General features: G+C 60.9%; 21 protein-coding genes. 7 read left to right on the forward strand and 14 right to left on the reverse strand.

Features of this window, described 5'->3' with window-relative positions; all coding sequences use genetic code 11:
- Window positions 1–331 precede the first annotated feature (331 nt).
- Window positions 332–2,077: a methyl-accepting chemotaxis protein gene (locus M0D64_RS26665; RefSeq protein ID WP_266259901.1), complete on the forward strand. Its 1,746-nt coding sequence runs from the start codon at window positions 332–334 to the stop codon at window positions 2,075–2,077.
- Window positions 2,078–2,453: 376 nt separating this feature from the next.
- A complete protein-coding gene (locus tag M0D64_RS26670; protein WP_266259902.1) occupies window positions 2,454–4,196 on the forward strand; it encodes a thiamine pyrophosphate-binding protein in 1,743 nt (580 codons plus the stop codon).
- A 49-nt stretch (window positions 4,197–4,245) separates the two neighbouring features.
- Here the strand turns inward: M0D64_RS26670 and M0D64_RS26675 are convergent, their stop codons facing one another.
- Genes M0D64_RS26675 through M0D64_RS26700 form a run of 6 tightly spaced genes read right to left on the reverse strand, consistent with a single transcriptional unit; the run spans window position 4,246 to window position 9,697 of the window.
- Window positions 4,246–4,467: an FmdB family zinc ribbon protein gene (locus tag M0D64_RS26675; RefSeq protein ID WP_266259904.1), complete on the reverse strand. Its 222-nt coding sequence runs from the start codon at window positions 4,465–4,467 to the stop codon at window positions 4,246–4,248.
- A gap of 6 nt (window positions 4,468–4,473) precedes the next feature.
- Window positions 4,474–5,895 (reverse strand): dihydropyrimidinase, encoded by a 1,422-nt coding sequence (hydA, locus tag M0D64_RS26680; RefSeq protein WP_266259905.1) that lies wholly within the window; start codon window positions 5,893–5,895, stop codon window positions 4,474–4,476.
- Window positions 5,892–6,842 (reverse strand): dihydrodipicolinate synthase family protein, encoded by a 951-nt coding sequence (locus tag M0D64_RS26685; protein ID WP_266259907.1) that lies wholly within the window; start codon window positions 6,840–6,842, stop codon window positions 5,892–5,894. Before M0D64_RS26685 ends, hydA begins: the two co-directional genes overlap by 4 nt.
- Window positions 6,839–7,999: an FAD-binding oxidoreductase gene (locus tag M0D64_RS26690; RefSeq protein ID WP_266259908.1), complete on the reverse strand. Its 1,161-nt coding sequence runs from the start codon at window positions 7,997–7,999 to the stop codon at window positions 6,839–6,841. The genes M0D64_RS26685 and M0D64_RS26690 overlap by 4 nt, the downstream gene beginning before the upstream one ends.
- Complete coding sequence (locus tag M0D64_RS26695) at window positions 7,996–9,420, reverse strand: NAD(P)/FAD-dependent oxidoreductase (RefSeq protein WP_266259909.1); 1,425 nt, start codon at window positions 9,418–9,420, stop codon at window positions 7,996–7,998. The genes M0D64_RS26690 and M0D64_RS26695 overlap by 4 nt, the downstream gene beginning before the upstream one ends.
- The gene (locus M0D64_RS26700) at window positions 9,410–9,697 is read right to left on the reverse strand and encodes a (2Fe-2S)-binding protein (protein ID WP_266259911.1); all 288 of its coding nucleotides are present in this window, start codon (window positions 9,695–9,697) and stop codon (window positions 9,410–9,412) included. Before M0D64_RS26700 ends, M0D64_RS26695 begins: the two co-directional genes overlap by 11 nt.
- 178 nt (window positions 9,698–9,875) lie before the next feature.
- Between M0D64_RS26700 and M0D64_RS26705 the strand changes: the two genes are divergently transcribed.
- The 4 genes from M0D64_RS26705 to M0D64_RS26720 all read left to right on the forward strand — a co-directional run bounded on the left by M0D64_RS26705 (window position 9,876) and on the right by M0D64_RS26720 (window position 12,848).
- A complete protein-coding gene (locus M0D64_RS26705) occupies window positions 9,876–10,706 on the forward strand; it encodes a transporter substrate-binding domain-containing protein (RefSeq protein ID WP_266259913.1) in 831 nt (276 codons plus the stop codon).
- Between the two features lie 69 nt (window positions 10,707–10,775).
- The gene (locus M0D64_RS26710; protein WP_266259914.1) at window positions 10,776–11,444 is read left to right on the forward strand and encodes an amino acid ABC transporter permease; all 669 of its coding nucleotides are present in this window, start codon (window positions 10,776–10,778) and stop codon (window positions 11,442–11,444) included.
- Complete coding sequence (locus M0D64_RS26715; RefSeq protein WP_054033465.1) at window positions 11,444–12,133, forward strand: amino acid ABC transporter permease; 690 nt, start codon at window positions 11,444–11,446, stop codon at window positions 12,131–12,133. The genes M0D64_RS26710 and M0D64_RS26715 overlap by 1 nt, the downstream gene beginning before the upstream one ends.
- Complete coding sequence (locus M0D64_RS26720; protein ID WP_266259915.1) at window positions 12,111–12,848, forward strand: amino acid ABC transporter ATP-binding protein; 738 nt, start codon at window positions 12,111–12,113, stop codon at window positions 12,846–12,848. Before M0D64_RS26715 ends, M0D64_RS26720 begins: the two co-directional genes overlap by 23 nt.
- A gap of 42 nt (window positions 12,849–12,890) precedes the next feature.
- On the opposite strand, the gene M0D64_RS26725 is transcribed toward M0D64_RS26720, so the two are convergent.
- The 7 genes from M0D64_RS26725 to M0D64_RS26755 all read right to left on the reverse strand — a co-directional run bounded on the left by M0D64_RS26725 (window position 12,891) and on the right by M0D64_RS26755 (window position 18,966).
- Window positions 12,891–13,547 (reverse strand): GntR family transcriptional regulator, encoded by a 657-nt coding sequence (locus tag M0D64_RS26725; RefSeq protein WP_233464785.1) that lies wholly within the window; start codon window positions 13,545–13,547, stop codon window positions 12,891–12,893.
- Window positions 13,548–13,666: 119 nt separating this feature from the next.
- Window positions 13,667–14,905 (reverse strand): EAL and HDOD domain-containing protein, encoded by a 1,239-nt coding sequence (locus tag M0D64_RS26730; RefSeq protein ID WP_266259916.1) that lies wholly within the window; start codon window positions 14,903–14,905, stop codon window positions 13,667–13,669.
- Window positions 14,906–14,962: 57 nt separating this feature from the next.
- Window positions 14,963–15,250: a DUF1330 domain-containing protein gene (locus tag M0D64_RS26735; protein ID WP_266259917.1), complete on the reverse strand. Its 288-nt coding sequence runs from the start codon at window positions 15,248–15,250 to the stop codon at window positions 14,963–14,965.
- 158 nt (window positions 15,251–15,408) lie between these two features.
- Window positions 15,409–15,837, reverse strand: a complete 429-nt coding sequence (locus M0D64_RS26740; protein WP_266259918.1) for a YciI family protein — start codon at window positions 15,835–15,837, stop codon at window positions 15,409–15,411.
- Window positions 15,838–16,159: 322 nt separating this feature from the next.
- A complete protein-coding gene (locus M0D64_RS26745) occupies window positions 16,160–16,732 on the reverse strand; it encodes an OsmC family protein (protein ID WP_266259920.1) in 573 nt (190 codons plus the stop codon).
- A 46-nt stretch (window positions 16,733–16,778) separates the two neighbouring features.
- Window positions 16,779–17,711, reverse strand: coding sequence for a hypothetical protein (locus tag M0D64_RS26750; protein ID WP_266259921.1), 933 nt, complete (start codon window positions 17,709–17,711; stop codon window positions 16,779–16,781).
- Window positions 17,712–17,922: 211 nt separating this feature from the next.
- Window positions 17,923–18,966 carry an AraC family transcriptional regulator gene (locus M0D64_RS26755; RefSeq protein ID WP_266259986.1) on the reverse strand — a complete coding sequence of 348 codons (1,044 nt, stop codon included), beginning with the start codon at window positions 18,964–18,966 and terminating at the stop codon, window positions 17,923–17,925.
- Window positions 18,967–19,427: 461 nt separating this feature from the next.
- Here M0D64_RS26755 and M0D64_RS26760 point away from each other — a divergent pair, with 461 nt between their 5' ends.
- Window positions 19,428–19,592, forward strand: a complete 165-nt coding sequence (locus M0D64_RS26760; RefSeq protein ID WP_266259922.1) for a hypothetical protein — start codon at window positions 19,428–19,430, stop codon at window positions 19,590–19,592.
- Window positions 19,593–19,631: 39 nt separating this feature from the next.
- Here the strand turns inward: M0D64_RS26760 and M0D64_RS26765 are convergent, their stop codons facing one another.
- Window positions 19,632–21,173: a PLP-dependent aminotransferase family protein gene (locus tag M0D64_RS26765; RefSeq protein WP_266259923.1), complete on the reverse strand. Its 1,542-nt coding sequence runs from the start codon at window positions 21,171–21,173 to the stop codon at window positions 19,632–19,634.
- Window positions 21,174–21,205: the final 32 nt, after the last annotated feature.

Genomic DNA, 21,205 nt, shown 5'->3' on the forward strand with positions numbered 1-21,205 from the left:
CCGCATTTCTTTCCGTACGCGCAAGTCTATCAAGACGCGGTGAAAGGACTGCCAGTTGTCGAAACGTCACCTCATCTGCCGCTTTCAGCCGCTGGACCTGCGGCCTTTGTCTTCGCCCGCACCTTACAAAGTAATAACTTGAAAGCCTAAAAGTACGGCGAATTTACGCGTAAACGATAATTTGTCTGAAGAATGTATTGTGGCTGCCGTTAACTGAATACATGGAGCACCTGCCGCATCCCCGGACGGCATTGCCGACTATCCGGCGACGCGCGAGCGTCGTTGGATCTATTTCTTTGTTCCAATTTTTCTCACGTTGACGAAGCAAGCTATGAATATCGGCAATATGAAACTCGGCGCCAAACTCATCAGCGCCTTTATCCTCGTATCAGTCATCAGTGCCATCGTCAGCGTGATCGGTGTCCGCAGCATGGGACAGATCAGCGCAAACGCAGACACGACCTATCGAATGGATCTCGTGGGGCTTAACCAGATCCAGCAAGCGAACGCCGATGTGCTGAGAGTCGGCACATATCTACGCAACGCCATTCTGGCTTCCACTGCCGAGCAGCGGACCGCTTCGCTAGCCCAGGCCGAAAAAGCCTTGGCCTCGGCGCGCGAGCACCTCAATCAAGCCGAGCCCCTCGTCTACACCGACAAAGGGAAAGCGACCTTCGCCGATCTCGATCAGGGCTGGCACGACTACATACAGGCCTTCGATGAAATGAAAGGCCGGATTAACGCCGCCGGGCTACAGGATCAAGCTGCCCTGACTGCCTATCTGTTGGGCGAATACCATGAGAAGGGTTTCAAGACCCTGGTCCTGATGGGCACGCTGGTTAATGTGAAACAGAGCGACGCCCAAGCGACGGCCGGATCTAACGACAAGGTGTACGAGGAAGGCCGCAATCTGATGCTTGTTCTGGTGGTCTTGTCCGTGTTGATCGGTTGGGGAATCGGCGTCTGGATGGCGCGCAGTCTGACACGGCAGTTGGGGACTGAGCCGGCGACAGCCGCCAACCTCGCCAGAAGCGTGGCAGCCGGCGATCTCAGCGTAAGCATCGATCTCCGGCCCGGCGATACGAACAGCCTCATGGCATCGCTGAAGGCCATGCGCGAAGCCCTGTCGCAAGTCGTGGCGGAAGTCCGCGAGAACGCCGAAGGGGTGGCGACGGCGAGTGCGCAGATCGCACAAGGGAATCTGGATTTGTCGAGCCGCACCGAGGAGCAGGCAGCATCGCTCGAAGAAACCGCCTCGAGCATCGAGGAACTGACCGCCGCGGTCCGCCACAACACGGACAACGCGAAGCAGGCAGCAACGCTCGCCGGTACGGCCTCCGGCATCGCACAGCAAGGCGGCGAGGTCGTCGGGCAGGTGGTCGAAACGATGCGCGAGATCTCCGCAAGCTCGACCAAAATGTCCGAGATCATCAGTGTGATCGAGGGTATTGCCTTCCAGACCAACATCCTCGCGCTCAACGCAGCGGTCGAGGCGGCTCGTGCCGGCGAACAGGGTCGGGGCTTCGCTGTCGTGGCCGGTGAAGTCCGCGCCCTCGCGCAGCGCAGTGCCAGCGCCGCAAAGGAAATCAAGGACTTGATCGCCGATTCGGTCAACCGGGTGGAGGTGGGCTCGACGCTTGTCGAGCAGGCGGGCGGCACGATCAACGAGATCGTCGCGTCGGTGAAGCGTGTCACCGATATCGTGGGTGAAATCTCATCGGCGTCGCAAGAACAGAGCACCGGCATCGAGCAGGTCAACCAGGCAGTCAACCAGATGGACCAGGTAACCCAGCAGAATGCCGCGCTGGTGGAAGAAGCTTCGGCGGCGGCCCAGTCGATGGCGCAGCAGGCCCAGGGCCTGCGTGCAGCGGTAGCCTTCTTCAAGATCGACGTCAGGCGCGTATCTGTGTCACCAGCGAATACGCCCCGGAAGGAACCACATCGGACGCCGCCGAAAAGTCACGCATCGTCCCCTGCAAAGTTGACAAAGCCCACGGCGACGCCACGTTTGACAAGTGGCGGAAGCACTGCGGTCGCGACCAGCGCCAGTGAGACTGCCGACTGGCAGACATTCTGAACGGTGCAGCGCATTCAGGCTGGACGGCAACCTGTAGTCGAACGGACCGAGGTTCGCGATTCACGCGCGCCGCATGGTCGATAACACCTCGCAGCGCTCGCCTCAGCCATTGAGGCAGTGCATGCGAGCGACGTCGTAGCCGGGAAAGAGTACTCACGGATGGAGACACGGGCCCGTTTCAGGCGGGCTCGATGAAGCAGCACGGGACGCGATTGCAGCCGGTGTGCAACGCGTTCAGGGCCGTCTCGCTGTCTCCACATACCGGCGTTGTGCCGCCGGCTTCGTCACGTTGCTCTTTCGAGGGCCACGTGCGACGTCCGTGTGAGGGATAGCGAGATCCGATTATTGGTTTCTACTCGGATCGTACTCAAAAAATATGGAATCACACGCTCCCCTCAATGTATCGACAACGGTCGTGAAGTCGTTGGAAGTCGCGAAAATCGACCACGTCTTCCTCGTGCCGGGGAAGATGATTTACCCGCTGCTGGATGCAATCGACAAGTCGCCATCGATTCGCGGAATTGTTTGCGCGCATGAGACCAGCAGTGCTTTCATGGCTGACGGTTATGCGCGGGCCAGCCGGAAATTTGGCGTGTGCGTGGGGATTTCCGGACCAGGCACCATGAATTTCGTGCCCGGTATGGCGGCCGCTCACGCCGACCGGATTCCCATGCTCTATATTGCCGGAGGGGTTTCGTCGCGCGCAGAAGGCAAAGGCGCGTTCCAGGACGCTACGATGAGCGGCATTTTCGAAAGCGGCGTGGTAAGGAGTCTGGTCGAAAATGTCGTTGAACTGAAGAACAAAGACAATCTTCAGGCCGAAATGCGTCGCGCGACAGACGGGTTGAACTGGATGCGTCGAGCGCAGTCTTTCGTGAGCATCCCTGTCGACGTTCAACGGCAGGAAGTTCTACCCGGCCACGACGCATCCCGGCAACCGTACGATCATGACGAGTTCAACGCCTGCGAGGTCCCCGCGAACCGTGCTGCGTTGGATGCCTTGTGCAACAGGTATTTGCTCAAATCCAAGAGAGTCGCTTTCCTGATCGGCAGTCGCGGCAATGACGCGGAAACCGCAAAGGTCCTGCTCGACGTGGCCGAAAAATTTTGCATTCCTATTGCGACCACACTATCGGGAAAGGGCGTGTTTCCTGAGGATCATGTCCTTTCGCTCGGCGTGTACGGATTCTCGGGCCACTCGCGGGCCGTCCGCGTCATCAACTCGGACGAGCTCGACGTCCTCGTCGTGTTCGGCAGCGACCTGAATCAGCGCGACAGCATGAACTGGACAGAGAAGCTGGCTGCCTGGAAGGAACTGATCATTTTCGACGACAGCTTCGACGCACCCGCGACCGGGCATGTCGCGCGCGGCAGGGTTTTCTCCGGGATTGGCGCCACATTCCGCTTGCTGTCCCAGATGGACACGAACCGGAGCGCCGACTTTCACACGGTGTTGGAAAGACGAAAAGCATGGGTCGCCGAGGTCAACGAAACTCCCCTGTACGACTATAAGTTCGAGCAACCCGGCGTGCGGGGTTCAGATGGCGATCAACCGCTCTATACAGGAGACGTCGTCAAGCAACTGTGTCGACTCTTGCCGAAAGACGCAAACGTTGTCGTGGATTCCGGCGCCCACCGGATATTCATGGCCCACTACTGGCTCTCGTCGGGCATTGGCAACTACTTTTCATCCAGCTCCCTCGCGCCGATGGGTTGGGCCGTCGCCGCCGGGATCGGCGTCAAGCTTGCGGCTCCGGAGCGCCCGTGTGTCGTAGTGACCGGAGACGGATGCATGCTGATGCACGGCATGGAGATCCAGACCGCAGCCCGATACGGCGTAAAAATGCTTTATGTCGTGTTGAACAATGCTGCGCACGGCGCGGTCCATATCGACGCGATCAGCAATGGTTCCATTCCGGAGCAGTTCAGCGAGCTCCCGAGTCATGACTGGGCCGCTTTTGCCGCTTCGCTCGGTGTCGCGTCGCGCAGGGTTGAGCACCTCGATGATCTGGCAGATGCGCTGAGCGATGCATCACAGCTTAACGGTCCATTCCTGATCGAAGTGATGACCGGCGTTTTTCCGGCACCGAATCGGTACTACGCGGAATGCGCGGCTTGAACAGCAGCTATCAAGGTGCAGCGGTCGTTTGCGCAGTCGGGTCAGCTTCCTAGCGACAGCAACCGCAGCCACCTTGATGCCTGAAGCCATAAGCCCCTTCTTCCGCCGGCATGGTCTCGCCGCGCTGCGCCAGCAACACCGTCGCACCGCTGGCGATGCGCGGCGACAGCAGGCCGCAATCCGGGCACGGCGTTCGCTCGTCTCGCCTCGCGACTGGGCGGATGGAATCGAACGTCCCGCATGCGTCGCAGGCATATTCATAGATTGGCATGACGCTCTACCAGTGGCCGCCAAGTTCGCCGCGCGCGACAAACTGTCCCTGACCGGTCCGTCCGACCCAGTCGCCGTTGTCGATCAGCAACTCCCCCCGTAGCAGCACTTTCTTCACCCGGCCCGTGACCGCGCGGCCTTCGAACAACGTAAAGTCGCAATCGCCGTGTTGCGTGTCTGCGCTGATCATGTGCGACTCGTTCGGATCGAACAGGACGATGTCGGCGTCGCTGCCGATCGCAAGCGTTCCCTTCTTCGGAAACAGGCCAAAGAGCTTGGCTGGCGCAGTCGACATCAATTCGACGAAGCGATTCAGCGAAATGCGGCCGCCGCGTACGCCACCGTCGTAGACCACCGTCATGCGCGTTTCAACGCCAGGCACGCCATTCGGGATCTTCGAAAAATCGTCGCGTCCAAGCGGCTTCTGGTTGACGTTGCCGCGATGCCCCTCCTTCATGCAATACGGGCAGTGATCGGTCGAGATCAGTTGCAGATCGTCGGTCTTGAGCGCGGTCCAGAGCGCGTTCTGCGCTTCCTTCGAGCGCAGTGGCGGGCTCATCACGTAACGTGCGAGCTCGAAGCTGTCGTCGGCGTATGCAGATTCATCGAAGAACAGATAGTGTGGACAAGTCTCTGCAAACACCGGAATGCCCAGGTCGCGCGCTTCGATCACATGCTTCAGTGCCTCTTTCGCCGAAAGGTGTACGAAGTAAACCGGCGCTTCGGCGAGTTCGGCGAGCTTGATGCCGCGATGCGTCGCTTCGCCCTCCATGATCGCGGGCCGCGTCAGCGCGTGATAACGCGGCGCGGTATGGCCCTGAGCGAGCGCCTCGCGAATCAGCAGGTCGATGACCGTGCCGTTCTCGGCATGCAACGCGATCATGCCGCCGTGCTGGCCGACCATCCGCATCGCCTGAAAAATCGCGGCGTCGTCCGACATGACCGTACCGGGATAGGCCATGAACATCTTGAAGCTCGAGACACCTTCGTGACGAATCGCGTATTGCATGTCGCCGAGCACGCGCTCGTCCACCTGCGTCACGATCACATGAAACCCGTAATCGATGCTCGCGGCCGATGCGGCTTTCGATTGCGCCCGCGAGATCGCATCGAGCGGACTCGTGCCGGCCGTTTGCAACGCGAAGTCGATGATCGTCGTCGTTCCGCCGAAGGCGGCCGAGCGTGTGCCCGACGCAAAGTTGTCGCAGGTCACCGAGGCCCCGAAGGTGTTCTCCATGTGCGTATGGCAATCGACGCCACCGGGAAACACCAGCAGCCCTGCCGCGTCGATCACCCGTGCATCCGGTCCCCCGTCGAGATTCAGTCCGATACTGACGATGCGCTCGCCTTCCACAAGAATGTCGGCGACATAGTCGTCAACGGCCGTAATGATGCGGCCGCCTTTGATGAGGGTTGGGGTCGAACTCATGAATCACTCCGTTGAGTGTCGGTTGCGATGGCGAGCGCGTCTTCGAGACGCATCAACTCTGCATGGGAAAGCGGTGGGATCGGCGGGCGCATCGACGGATGCGGAAAGTGGCCGAGCAAGTGCAGGCAAGCTTTCAGGCGCGCATTGGCGTACGAACCCGGCGCGGTTCCGTAGATTGCCTTCGCAAGCGGATAGATGCGCTCGTGAAGCTGCTGCGCGCGGCCGAGATCACCGTGTTCGACAGCGCGATACAGCGCCACGACCAGTTCGGGCACGACGGCCGCAAGGCTGACGAGGCTGCCTTCGGTACCGATCGCAAAGCAGGTGAACAGGTGTTCGTCGCCGGATGCCATCACGGCAACATGCGGCGCGATCGATTTAACGAGCCGGCGGTTTGCTTCGTACGCGGCCGTCTCCCAACTGCCTTCCTTGATAGCAACGACCTCGGGCAAGCCGACGAGCGCGGCAAGCATCTGCGGCGTGTAGGCCATGCCGCCCGTGGCGACGCCGGCCTGGTAAAGCATCATGGGCAGGCGGGCCTCGGCGTTGGCGATCCGGTGATGCGTCAGAACGGTGTCGAGATCGGTCGACAGCGCCCATGAGAACGGTGGAAACAGCAGCATGGCGTCGGCGCCGGCCTGTCTTGCGTCGTTTGCGTGGGCCTGCGCTTCATAGCTGTCCTCGGCATTCACGCCGGCCACGATGATCGAGCGATCGCCGCAGACGGCATGCGCAATTTCCACGACACGCCGCTTGTCCGCCGCCGAGAGCGTGAAGTTCTCGCCGGCATGGCCGTTCACCAGAAGCCCGACAATGCCGTCGACGCTCGCCACCGCTTCGATATGCCGCTCGAGCGCCGCTTCGTCCAGGTGTCGTCCATCCGCGTCGAGGGGGCACAGCGTAGCGGCATAGACGCCGTTGAATGGGTCGGCATGCGTAGGGATCATTCTGTCTTTTCCCGATGAAGTTGGGCGGGCGCATCGTCATGAACAACAAGCCGCGCCGGATCGAACAAGGGCAACTCGGGTTCTTCGCCGAGCATGGCCTGGGCAAGCAGCTTGCCCATGTACGGACCGCTGGTGTAACCGGAATGCACGCAACCGATCACCCACGCATCGGGGGAACCGGGGAGCGCACCGATCATTGGCATGGCGTCGGAAGTTTCGGCTTCGAGGCCGAGCCAGATGCGGGCCACGCGCGCTTTGGCGAGCGCGGGGATCACATGCTGCGCGAGCCGGAGATTGCCGATCAGGTTGTCCGGCACGGTTTCCACGCCGCCCCGCTCGCGATCGCCGATGCCTTGCCAGCCACCGCCTATCAGGACACTGCCGTTGGCGAACTGCTTCATCGACAGCAGCCCGTTCGCGATGCTCAGCACCGACTTCATCACGGGCGGCACGCGCTCGGTGACGATCAACTGGTTGACGAGCGTCTTGACGGGGATGCGGATGCCGAGCATTGCGAGCAGCGGTTCCAGCCACACGCCGCCCGCCATCACCAGACGCGTCGCGTCGATACGGATGGCGTCATCCGGGCCGTACACCTGATACATCCCAGCGATGCGCTCGATGCGCGTGATCGGTGTCTGCTCGAAAACGTGTACACCTGCTTCGCGCAATGCCGCATGGAAAGCACGGCCCGTGAGATAGGCGCTCGCGAAGCCATCGGTTGCACAGTACGCGGCTTGCAGCATTGCGGGATTCAGGCCTGGCTCGACGGCGAGCGCGGCATCCCGGTCGAGCAGATCGATCTGCGCGCCGTACTCGCGCCTCGCCGCCGCGCGTTGCTGCAGCAGCGCTTTCTCGGATTCGGTGAAGGCGAGCGAGAGGCCGGGCGCCGACGTCGCAAGCACGCCGTGGCCTAGCCACGTGTCGGTGTTCATCCACATTTTCCACGCGCGCATCGCGTAGGGAACGAGCGCGGCACGCGTCATATGCAGCGTCAGCGTGCCGGCGTTTACACCCGACGCGCCACGGCACAGCGCATCGCGTTCGATCACCGCCACTCGCATGCCGGCTCGCGCCAGAAATAGTGCGGTGGTGCAGCCCATCACGCCGCCGCCAAGCACGGCGACATCGAATGCGGTTGTCGTCGGCTGGCTCATAGCGGCGCAGCCTTCGGGATCGGAATGTCGTCGTAGCTGAACTCGCCCGTCAGCGCTTCAACCGTCACGGGCCGCAACGGCGTGCGGGCGGAAAAACAGCCCGCGCGGTCGCGCGAGCCGCCGCATGCGCGTGCCGCAAGCAGTTCCGCCGTCACGTCTCCGCACGTGCGACCCTGGCACGGTCCCATGCCGCAGCGCGTCCAGGCCTTGAGCTGGTTCACGTCGTGCGCGCCGGCGTCGCAGGCGGCGTCGATCTCGGCGCGCGTCACGTCTTCGCATCGACAGACGATGGTTTGCGGCCCAATACCATCGGTATGGCCGGGTCGTAGCGCCATCAATTGCGCCATCGAACGACCGAAACGCGCCGCCTTGAGATACGCCCGACGCACGGATGACAGTCGCGACCGGAGCCCCGCGATGTCCGTGCCGCCAAGCTCGATGGCGCAGGCGAGTCCCGCTAGCGTGCCATGATGGCTCGCTGCGGCCGCGCCGGCGATGCCTGCGCCGTCGCCCGCCACGTAGAGCCGCGGGCGCGAGGTGCGGCAGTTCTCGTCGGTGATGGCGATCCATCCTCCCGCCTGCCGCGAGTACCGGTGCTCCGCGCACAAGAGACGCGTGATTTCGGTTGACGGGGTCAGCCCATGACCGACCGCGATGCAGTCGGCGACCACGCTGCGGTGTTCTCCGGAGACGGGCCGCCCTGCTGCGTCACACGGCGCCAGAGTCGCGCGCAGCCGATCGCCGGCGGGCTCGACTTTGACTATCGTGTGCCGCGCATGAATCGGCACGCCTGCGCGGCGAATTTCGCGCCACCAGCGGGAACCCTCGCGCATCAGATCGGGGCGCGACACCATGGCGGGGAGCGCGCGGGCCCAGTCGCCGAGGCCCGCGATATCCGCAATTGCTTCGACCTTGCCTCCGCTTTCTATCGTCTTCGCGGCGACGGCCGCAAGCAACGGCCCGCAGCCTGCGACTAATGTCGAGCGGCCCGGCAGGATGGCTTGCGATTTGAGGAGGATCGTTGCGGCGGCCAGCCCGATGACGCCGGGCGTGGTCCACCCCTCGAAGGGAACGACACGTTCCGTGGTTCCCGCTGCGACGATCAGCGCGCGCCCAGTGCAATGCACGGGGCCGGCCGGACCGGCGGCATCGACGCGATAGTCTGCGGTGACCGCCCAGACCACGTGATCGAAGTAGGTGGTGACCTTACTTTCAGCGAGTTCGCGCCGTAGTGCGTCGCCCGCTTGCTGGTCCGCACTCGACGGAACAGCGGCGCTGACCGGTGCACGGTAGACCTGCCCGCCGGCCGCCGGGTTCTCATCGAACAGCGCGACCCTGAGACCTGCCGCCGACGCAGCCAGCGCCGCGTTCACGCCGGCCGGGCCGCCGCCGAGCACGAGGACATCGAACTCAGATATCAAGGCCGATCTCCGGTACTTTGTCGACGCGTATTCCTTCAATGACCGTCGTCCGGCATGCAAGCGCGCGGCGACCATCGACTACGACTAGACACTCCTGACAAGACCCCATCAAACAGAACATGCCGCGCGGCGCGCCATTGCGCGGGCTCGTCCGTAAGGTCTTCGTACCCGAGGCGAACAGCGCTGCCGCCACGCTTTCGCCTTGGCGCGCCCGCACCGGCCGACCGTCGAAGAGAAACCTCACCGTAGCCGCGCCGCCTGCCTTCGAGATGCGCATGGTCTTCTCATCCAGCATGGGGCATGGCTCCCTTGACAACTAATTTCGTCGATGTTTTTATCTTATCGTATACGTTTCGTATACACAAAATGGCCAAAATAAAGACGGTCCGGGAAGCGTCCGAACCGTGCGCCAGACCGGTCAGCATTCGCCCCCGAACCTCTTACGGAGTTGCCGCATGAAATCCTCGATCCTCCTCACCCGCATGCTCGCCGTGGGCATTGCCGCCTGCGCGTTGCTCGGCGCGTTCGACGCCAGTGCTCGCACGCTCGACGAAATCATCGCGTCGAAGAAGATCGTGTTCGGCATCAACCCCAACCTGCCGCCGCTCGGCATTTACGACGCGAAAAACACCATCGACGGCTTCGATGTCACTATTGCCAGGAAGATTGCCGACTCGCTCGGTGTGAAGCTCGAAATCGTTCCGGTTGGCTCGAACGATCGCGTGCCGTTTCTGATGACCGACAAGATCGACGCGGTAATGGGCGGCATGACGCGCAACGCGGACCGCCTGAAGGTGATCGACTTCACCGACCCGGTCAACACCGAAGTGCTAGGCGTCCTGACGACACAGGCAACGTCTTATTCAGACTGGACCCAGTTGAACGATCCGGCGGTACGCCTCGTTCAGGTACGCGGCACGACGCCTATCCAGCTGATCCACGACAAACTGCCCAAGGCGCAGCTTCTGATTCTCGACAACTATCCGGATGCGGTTCGCGCTATCGCTCAAGGGCGCGCCGATGCATTGATCGACGTGCTCGACTTCATGCTGAGCTACACGAAGAACTATCCGACGAAATGGCGTGTGGTGGATGCGCCGATCGAAGTGGACTACGACTGCATCGGCGTGCAAAAGGGCAATGTGGCGCTGACGCAGCGTCTGAACAAGGAAATCGGCGCGTTGCAGAAGAACGGCTTTGTCGCCGCAAGCTGGAAGAAGTGGTTCGGCAGCGCCATGCTGCACGATCCGACCGCCTCACCTACACCTGTTGCAGCCGCGCAGTAAGGGAAACTGGCGACAGCGTTCGTCGCCGTAACGGACGAGCACTGCGCATCCGGCGGGAGCCACTATTCGATGACCCTACATTTCGAGCCCATCCTCCAGCAGTGGCCTTATCTGCTTGCCGGCGCATGGCTCAGCCTGCAGATCGCCGTGCTCGCGTTTGGGTTCGGCATGATCATCGGCCTCGTCTGTGCTTCGGTGTTGCGCTACGGGCCGGCGCTTTTGCGCAAAGTGGTGATGGCCTATGTGGTGTTCGCGACCAATACGCCGCAACTCGTGCAGATCTTTTTCCTGTTCTTCGCGCTGCCTGAGATCGGCGTCACCTTGTCACCGTTCACAGCGGTGTTGATCGGAGCGACATTCAATGCGGGCGCCTATCTGTGCGAGATCCAGCGCGCCGGGTTCAATTCGGTCCGGCTAATGGAGATCGAGGCTGCCGAAGTACTCGGCTTCTCCACGCCGCAGATCGTGCGGCATGTGATCCTTCCGCACGTACTGAAGGTGATGTTCCCACCGCTGTCGAACCAGTTCATCGTCATGACGCTCGGAACGTCGATGGCGTCGATCTTCGGCGTCGAGGAACTGACGGGGCGCACGTACAACCTCAGTTCACAAACCTACCTTTCGGTCGAAGCGTTCAGCGTGGCCGCCGTTCTGTATGTCGCCGTCACACTGATCGCGACGTTCGCGCTGGCGATGATCGGGCGCCATGTATGCCGCGCCAAAATCAAGGTGTTCTGATGTTCGCTTCCTCACACGCCGAAATCGCACAACTGTTTTCTTTCTACAATCTGCTGTTGCTAGTGGAAGGGTTCGCCGCAACCTTCGTGCTATCGGCTGCCGGCTGCTTTACGGGCTTTCTGGCAGGCTTTGTCATAGCGATTGTCCGCGTCACGCATTCCCGCACGATGGCGCCTTTGCGCGCCCTCGCCTTTGTCTATTGCTTCCTGTTTCGCCGCATCCCGTTTCTGGTCACGCTGATGCTCGTGTTCTTCGCGAGCCAAACGTCGAAAGCCAATCTCTCGACGTTTGCCGTCGCTTCGCTGAGCGTCTGCCTGATCGCGTCCGCCTACCTTGGCGAGATCATTCGAAGCGGACTCGAATCGGTCCATAAAAATCAATGGGAAGCCGCGCAGACGCTGAATTTCTCGTACTTCGAATCGCTGCGCTTCGTCATCGTGCCGCAAGCGTGGCGCGTGATCGTGCCGCCCACGTTCGGGTTCTTCGTCATGTTCATCAAGGACACGGCGCTCGCCTCGCAGATCGGCGTGATGGAACTGACGTCCGCCGGCAAGGTGCTGACCAACAAGGGGTTTTCCTCGTGGCTCGTGTACGGAACGGTGTTGGTGCTTTATTTTGTGATGTCGTATCCGTTGTCGCGCTTGGGTAAGCGCCTGGAGAAGAAACTTGCCGCAACTCGAAATCGTTGATCTGAAGGCGTCGTATGGGCCGCACACGGTCCTTGAACGTATCAACCTGTCAGTCGAGAAAGGTGAAATCGTCAGCCTGATCGGGCCGTCCGGGTCAGGCAAGAGCACGTTGCTGCGCGTTCTACTGGGACTGTTGCCTCCGGAGCACGGCAGCGTACGGCTGAACGGCGATCTCGTGAACTATACGGACAAGACGGCCGTGCGGTCGTTGCGCTCGGAAATCGCGATCGTTTTCCAGCAATACAACCTGTTCCAGAACATGACCGTGCTGGACAACGTGATGATCACGCCTACCCGGATCAAGGGCTGGCCGCGCAAGCAGGTGGAAGAGGATGCCATCCGGTTGCTCACGCGGGTGGGCCTGGAACACAGGCTGAAAGCGTATCCGGACGAGTTGTCGGGTGGTCAGCAGCAACGTGTGGCAATCGCCCGCGCACTGGCGTTGAAGCCAAACGTGCTCTTTCTCGATGAAGTCACCGCCGCGCTCGACCCCGAACTCGTCACCGAGGTGCTCGATACGATTCGCGCTCTGGCGCTGGAGGGCATCACCATGTTCATCGTGTCGCACGAGATGAGCTTCGTGCGCGAGGTGTCGTCGAAAGTCGTGTTCATGGCCGGTGGCCATGTGATCGAAACAGGCTCGCCGCAGCAGATTTTCGATGCTCCGCAGGAAGCGCGCACGCGTGAATTCGTCGGCAAGATCCTGCGCCACTGATGGAGTCGCTGGGGCCGCGAGTCGCTAGCGGGCCGATCCGGTTCAGGGACCGCTGCCTCCACTCAGACGGTTAAGCACGAAACGCCGCAAGTTCTGCAGGTGCGTGCGAACGGCGGCGCGTGCAGCTTCTGCGTCGTCGGCAGCGTACGCTTCGAGGATCGCAAGGTGCTCGGCGCGATCCTCCTCGATTCGATTGAAAGGTGTCGTGAGTTCAAACAGCCGGCTGTTCGTGCGCACCACTTCGATCATCCGCGCGAGCACGTCGTTGCCGCTTGCATGCGCCATCATCGTGTGAACCTGGTCGTCGATCTGCCAGTGTTCCTGCTCCTGCTGCCCACTGCGCAGAGCCTTGATCTTCTTTATCAGTTGCTGGATCTGTTTCTTGTCGATCTTGCCGATGGCAAGGCCGACGGCCTCCGCTTCGAGCAGCTCGCGAACCTTCATCGCCTGCAAATATTCCTGCGCGCTGACGAAGCGCACCGAATAAGAGCGAGCCCCGGCGCGCGTCAACAGCCCTTCGCCTTCGAGCCGCAGCAACGCTTCGCGCATGGGCGTGCGGGAAATGTTGAGTTCCTCGGCCAGCCGCCCTTCAACGACGGCGCCGCCGCTGCGTAATGCCTTGTCGAGGATCATTCGCCGCAAAGTCTGATAGGCCAGTTCCCCCAGTTTTTCCGGGGTTGTCAGGGAAGATGCTGTCACGTCGTCTCACTCACTTCGGATGCACGGTATACGTATTGTATGCGATCGAATGTCCACATTGATACGCCGTCGAACGACTGAGACTGGCCGTCATACCACCCGCGATACTGCAAATCGCGTCAGTAGCACTCGACGATCTTCCGAACCTCTGCAGGAGAAACCGCCTGCCGTTGAAGTCTCACCGTCGCCGCATCCACATCGCCCCGTTCAAGCAGCGCAGCGACCGACAGCAATTCGCCGAGTACGCCACCGCCGTTAAGGATAGCCAGCCGGATGGAATCAGAAACGGGTAGCTCGTCAACGAAGCTCTGCAGTTCCATGTGATACGCGACATGTAGTAGCGACAGCATGCCCGTCAGATAGCCTGCGGACGCCAGCGAGCGTGATCCATCCGGCATCGCGTCGATCGCCTCTTCCATGAAATGTGCCCGTCGTTGCGCAAGCAGCGCAAGCGGATCATCCTCGACTGGAAGCCCGTCCCGGCCGACGTAAAGCAGAAGTCCGCACCAATGCAAAAGTCTGCGGCTTCCGGCTACCGAGAGTGCCTGCTTGAGCGATGAAATGGGCTCCGTCTTGCCGTTGGGCTGCTCGCTGCTGTTTGCAAGCCGTAACAGTTGGGCAACCAGCATTGGCGTCTCTTTTAGCGCTCGCGCAATACTACCCAACGGCGCGTCGCTGCCGACCAGGTCGAACACGTGAAGAATTGCCTTGACTGGCGGCATCGCGCGCTTGCCCGAAAGAATCTGCGGCTTGGCGAAATAATAGCCCTGCAGCAGATCACAACCCAGTTGCCGGGCATACTCCGCATCCTCTGCACTTTCGATTTTCTCGGCGAGCACGACCTTTCCCGCACGTTTGAACTGACTGACCAGTTCTGGCAACTCCGCACGTTCAACAAACGGCCAGTCGATTTTGATGATGTCGACGGAAGGAAGAAACCATCGGATCTCGTCAGTCATGCTCCTGACGTCGTCCAGCGCTATCTGGAAGCCCGCTCCTCGCAACTCGCTGCACCGTCGCGAGAGGTTCGATGTCAGCTCGACAGACTCAAGAATCTCCAGAACGAACCGTGACGCCGGCAGCACATACGGGTAGTCCGAAAACAGAAAATCATGCGGACAGTTCAGGAAGCAAGCCTTGCTCCCGGCAAGCCGTTCGAGACCGATCGAGCCGACTGCGCGTTCAATCACCGCCGTCGTACAGCGCAGTTCGTCCCCGATCCGCGCTCCCCCGGTGGGACCGTCTCTGAAAAGAAGCTCGTATGCGACAACGCGACCAGCCCGATCCATGACGGGTTGACGTGCCACAAACACGTCGGCATCGCCCGGTGCGACGACCTCAATTGAAACGCTGTTCACGACTACCTCTGGCTGGAAGGCCTAACAATATGCAAAACAGTTATGCGCTGCCGTTCGTCACGCGCCTTCGACGAGAACGGCGCGATAGCGCGCGCCCTTGAACCGGTGCTGCGCGGCCTCCTGATACGCCGGGCTGTCGTACCACGCGCGCGCGGCCGCCGTCGACGGAAACTCCACGATCACGACGCCCTCCGGCCCGTCGCCCTCAAGGATCTGCTGAGGTCCGTAGGCAGCGAGAATCTTGACGGGATGACCTTTAAAGGTCTCGCCCACCTTGCTTTGGTAGATATCGAGCTCCCCCTGATCCTGCGTGCTTTCCTTTGTGAAGACAATGTAAGTTGCCATGGCGTGCGCTCCAGCGGTGGTGTGAAGGTGCACATGATGATGCCATGAAACCGCGTTGCACCTCGTCCCTGTACGGCGCCAGGACACCTGACTCAAACCTCAGACAGGCGGGGCGGGGCTGCCTCCGCGCGCCCCGCAGACTGATGCGGTGAAAATTGTCAGCGCGTCTGCCCGTCAATCTGCTGCCGTAGACGCTTTTCCTGCTCTTGAAGCTCAGGTGTAAAGGCCTCACCAAAATCCGCAGGCTCAAAGAAAGGCCGAATCTCGATCTCTGAATCACTCACCATCGGATTCGGGCAGCGCTTTACCCATTCAATCGCTTCGTCCATCGATTGAACTTGCCAGAGCCAGTACCCGGCGATCAATTCCTTGGTCTCTGCAAATGGGCCGTCAACGACGGTTCGGTCCTTCCCTGAAAACCTCACGCGTACGCCTGCCGAACTCGGCTTCAGCCCGTCGCCGCCTTGCATGATCCCGGCCTTCACCAGTTCCTCGTTATATTTGCTCATCGCCGCGATGAGCTCCATGCTTGGCATTTGCCCGGCTTCGGATTCGGGGGTTGCCTTGACCATGACCATTACACGCATTTGGGTTTCTCCTTTGAAGACAATAGTGTTGGAGACAAAAGCGCCTCCTGTAACTACGACGAATGATCGTGGGAGAAATCGACATGCGCAAGATACGACTTCGCAGTTTTTTCAGAACGCTGCGAACGTAGTCATGCATTGCCCGCCACGAAACGGTCCCACGCGGCGGCATGACGATGAGTTCCGCACGGCGCCAACGAGTAGCCAAAGCTGCCATTGGGTGACATTTAATCCGAAAGCTCGATCGTAATTTGCACGGAGTTTGAGCCACACAGACGGCGCGACGGAAACGATTCGAGTCGCCGCGCCCACATCGCCAAGTTCACCCGACCACGAGGGTCGATTTCAGAACGACGGCGTTCGCCAGATTGTAGACGTTGGGGGAAGTGGCCATTACCGCGTCATGGACTTCCGCGAATTGCTGGCCGGTACCGCTGCCCTTGATACGAACGGTGTAGCGCAGGCTCTCGTAACCGTTTGCCACTTGCGGGTCGATCCCGAGAAAACCCCTGAGATCGATTTCACCCTCGGTCTCAATCTGCAGGGACTCGAGCGTAATCCCGCGGACGGCGCATTGCGCCACGTAACCCACCGTTATACAGGCATTCAGCGCGGCGATCAGATGCTCCTGAGGATTGGCAAACTTGTTCGAGCCACCGAGTTCGCAGGGCTCATCGATATCGATCGTGAACCGGCGCGGCACATCCTGCCCGCCGATCGAGAACCCCTCTACCTCGGCGCGAGTTCGAGTCTGCCCCTGCCAGCTCGTCGCTACGCGCCAACTGGTGGTGGCTTTCGAAACATCGTTCTTGACGCCCTCAATCAGGGCGAACAGGTCGTCGACGTTAAGGCCGTTGACGACATTAGGTTTGTTGATCTGTGCGTTGGCATTCATGTTCCATCTCCTTCAACATAGGTGGATTGATCAGCTCCGGTAAATCTCATTGCAGTGTGGCGAGCGCAGCATGGATGCGCATGCGCTGGTCTTCGGAGATGAGGCCATGAAGCACCTCGCCGAAATGGGGATGACGTACACCCGAGTGGATGTATTGCCACCGGTAAGCCTCGAGGAAATTCGCTTCGATCGACTGGGCTTCCGTCTCGTCGACTGCGCGCCCGCAGTTCGCCTTGAAATAACGCGCGTCGGCTGCAGCCTGCGCCCGCAGAATGCCGTCGATCGCGGCGACTAATTCGATGAATTCGTCAACAGCCTTGTCGCGATCACTGTCCGTCATGGTGGCGTCGTGACGGACCCATTCGAGCTCGTCGAGAATGGCGTGTTGACTCTCCTCCTTCCAGTGATAGAGGAACACGCTCTTGAATAGCTCCGATAGCTGATCGTCTGGAGCGATACTCTGGCGATAGTGAAGCTGGCTGAACAGTTCGATATGCAGCGTCAGCGCCAATACGGCCCATGTGCTTTTACCGAGAACTACAGAGGCAACGGCATTCGGGTCGACGTCGAAGTGATAGCCCGCGGGAAGGGTCTCACCGATCATCTCGTCGATGCGACGAAATAACGCCTGATGCTTGAGTTCTTCTTCACTGAATCGGACCAGTGCCTCAAGCGCTACCTGATCGCCGAGCCAATGGTCACAGCTGACTTCCAGCACCTTGGCGTTGATGAAGCGCTCTACCAGTCCGAACACGTTGGCATACGTGCGCCCCTGAATCTGGCTGACGAAACGCTTTTCGTTCTCGGAGAGCGTGAAGAAATTCGGAGCCAGTGAAAGCCCATCGGGAAGATACTTCTGGGACGTGTCAAAGGTGCGGCCTCCAATCACGTCACGCTCGATGTCCCAACTGACCATCTTTGAAGCGCGAATGCAACGGGCGTAACGATCGTGGTTGGAGAGTCGCGATACTGCGTTCATAGTATTTCTCCCAATGTGGACCTACGTGCGGTCGAGCGGTGAATGCTCATCTACCGGCCAGAACCAGATGGTTGATCTGGCATCCGGTACGCTCGAATGTACGATTGGGAGACGCGAGGTTCTATGGCCGGGCCACCGGGAGATATGGCCGAAACGCCGGGTCAGCTTTGACGCGTGCGAGTGAACGTTGCGTCGGGTATGGCAGTCGATGTCACTGATCTGCTGGTGGCGTGATGCCACTCGCAGCGGGCGCGGCCTGCGCAGATTCGCCAGCGCCGTCCATCTTTCCTTTGCTCTTGCGCCAGCCTGCCGGCGGCATTCCAAATTCCCGCCTGAAGGCCCGACTGAATGCCGCCTCAGACTCATAACCAATCTGCTCCGCTACAGCGGCGAGGGACTTTCTGCCGGCGAGAAGTTCCTGCGCCGCGATCTGCATGCGCCATCGCGCCAGGTACTGCATGGGCGGTTGTCCAAGGAGATCAGTGAAGCGTTGCGCCAACGCGGAACGCGATAACCCCACCTTGCGTGCGAGCTCATCGACGGTCCAGGGGTGGACGGCTTGAGCATGGAGCAACGAAAGCGCGCGCCCCACGTAGCGATCGCGCACGCCCGCGAGCCATCCTGTCTGATGGTCAGGAAGCGCTTCAATACAGCTACGGACCGCTTCGACAAACAGGAGTTCGGACAGTCTGGCGAGGACAATCGTACCGCCCGCCCGCGAACTCGCAGCCTCGCTGGCTGCAAACTTGAGAGAGGACTCAAGCCATGCTGCTCGCGGATCATGGCGCATATCAATCTTGAAGAGTCGCGGCAGCGATGAGAGCAGTGGGTTACTCAGCGTATCGTCGCAGGCCAGAAAACCGCATACGATGCGAGTCGTAGGTCCCCCGCCTCCGTAAGACACCGTCATCACCTCACCCGGTGCCGCCGCCATTGGGCCAGCCAATAGCACCTCCATTGGCGTGGGCGCAAGATCCACAGCACTACCTATCAAATGCGTTTCGCCTTGCGGCACCACCAGCAGTTCCCCGGCATTGAGATGAATAGCGGAATCGGGGTCGTCTGCCAGTTGGGCCCAGCAGCTACCTTCTATGATCAGATGATATGAGACGACACGTTCGGATCGCGGCAGATAGGCCGCACAGAGCGCAGCATCCGTACGGCCTATCACGCACCACGGTGCCGTGAAGGTCGCGGTCAGATATACCGCGCCGCTTAGGCGCACAGCGCGCAGGACGTCAGAAACTGCATCCATGAAGAGCTCGCGTGGTATGCGATTTCCCGGGTAAGGAACCGGGAGGCCGGTCATTCTTCATTTTGACCGAGGGGTCCATGTTATACCCGCTGCGGCGGTAGATGACAAATGCCTTACCGATTTTTCAGTGCGCTCGATGCATCGCTGTGTGACATAAACGCGTGCAACACATCGTCCCCTTTTGCAGGAGGAACAGACAAGCTTTCTGGACGCTCTGCAATGGCCACGAGAACCATCGGCAAGACTTGGACGATAGGGCAAAAAACATCGACGCACGGGCAGGACGGCAACAGGTTGCGAGAGGCAAAGTTCATCACAGGACGGGACAGAACATCGTCACCCGTACTTCGCAGCCAAACCTTCCACGGATTCCGGAAGTCTGGCACGCCACGAAACTTGCGCAGATCGGTTCACGCACAGTGACTTACCGGTTCGTGCAAACGAAACCGCGTGAGATGCCGATGAAACGCCTGCTAAGCCTTGCGATGTACCACCCGCTCATCGCGCTATCCATGTTCTATTTGATCGACCTGATGTTCAACGTCGACTACAGCGTCTCCGGCGCTCTGCTCGCTCTGGCAGCAAAATCCATGTCCCGTGTCGTGAGCCTGTTCAACAAGGGGTAGTGCCGTACGTCCGTGGGTATGTTGGTGGCACGCGCCTGATCATGCCTGGCGTCGAAGTTCCAGACACTCGCGCAACGTTCGCGCGAGACGACCGGCCTCACGCGCATCGGCGATGTTCGCGAAGCCCATCACGAGGCCGCGCAGCGTGCGCCGCGCGCGGCCATTCGCGTACCAGATCGAAAGCGGCAGCACCGCGAGCCCCGCTTCGCGGGCGCGGGCGGCGACGGCGACATCGTCGACCGGGCCATCGGGGCCTTCGGCGAACTGCACCGCGAACTGGATTCCACCTGGCGGCAAATCGACAATCAGCCGTTCGCCAAACGCCTGCTCTAGCGCGTGCACGATCAGCACGCGCCGCTCGCCGTACAACGCACGCATCCGCTTCAGATGCCGCGCAAAATGCCCCTGCTCAATGAAATCCGCCACGGCTGCCTGCAATAGCGTCGGCGATCCGGCGTTCATGCTGTGCGCCACCCTCCCGACGCGCTCGATGGCTCGCTCCGGCACCACCACATATGCGAGCCGCAAACCGGGAAACATCACCTTGCTGAACGTGCCGCAATAGATCACGCGATCGTGCCGGTCGAGGCTCTTTAAAGCCGGCAATGGTCGGCCCAGATAACGGAACTCGCTGTCGTAGTCGTCTTCGATGATCCAGCGGGACGCTTTCTCTGCCGAGTCCAGCAGCGCCATGCGTCGTGCGAGAGACAGCGTGTGCCCGAGCGGGCTCTGATGCGACGGCGTGACCACTGCGAAGCGCGCCTGCGCATCCAGCAGTGTGCCGCGCTCGACGTCGATCCCTTCGCCATCCACCGGCACCGGCACGAGCTGCACGCCGGTCTCGGCCAGAAAACCGCGCGCGAACAGATAGCCGGGATCCTCGAACCACACGTGATCGTTCGGGCGAGCGAGACTGCGCAATACGAGTTCGAGCGTTGCACGGTAGCCGCCGGTCACGAACACCTGTTCCGGCAGGCAGGTCACCCCGCGCGAGAGCCCCAGATAAGTGGCGATATGTTCGCGCAGCGGCCGGTAGCCGGCTGGATCCGGATACGCGAGCATCGCGCGGTCGCCGCTGCGCGCGCGACGCGAAACGAGCCGGTTCCATAGCTTGCCCGGAAATGCGTCGAGCGCGGGCAGCCCTGGTTGCAACGGCCGCGGCTCGCCGCTCATGGCGACGGCGATGGCCTGCTGCCGCGGCGCCGCTTGACCACTGCGCGATTCGCCCGGCGTCTGCGGCGTGCCCGTTCCTTCAGTGCTCTGCCTGCCCCGCGCGTCCTGAACACCTTGCGCACGCGACGGGCGCATCACCGATGCTGGCAGCGACGTCGATACGAAGGTGCCCGCCGCGCCGCGCATCTGCAGGTAGCCCTCGTCGACGAGGATCGTGTAGGCGAGCTCGACCGTACCGCGCGCCGTGCTCAGTTGCGTGGCGAGACCGCGCAGCGCAGGCACGCGATCGCCGGGACGCAGATGCCCCGCGGCGATCGCGGTCCTGAAACGCTCGCAGATCTGCAGATAGATCGGCAACTGATGCTGCCGATCGATTTCGATGCTCAATGCGGGAGTCGGTACGGTCATGAGGGTCTCGCGGGCAAGGGGAGCGGCAATCG

Origin of the sequence: Paraburkholderia sp. WS6 (assembly GCF_030464835.1) — a bacterium.
GTDB classification, from domain to species: Bacteria; Pseudomonadota; Gammaproteobacteria; order Burkholderiales; family Burkholderiaceae; genus Paraburkholderia; species Paraburkholderia madseniana.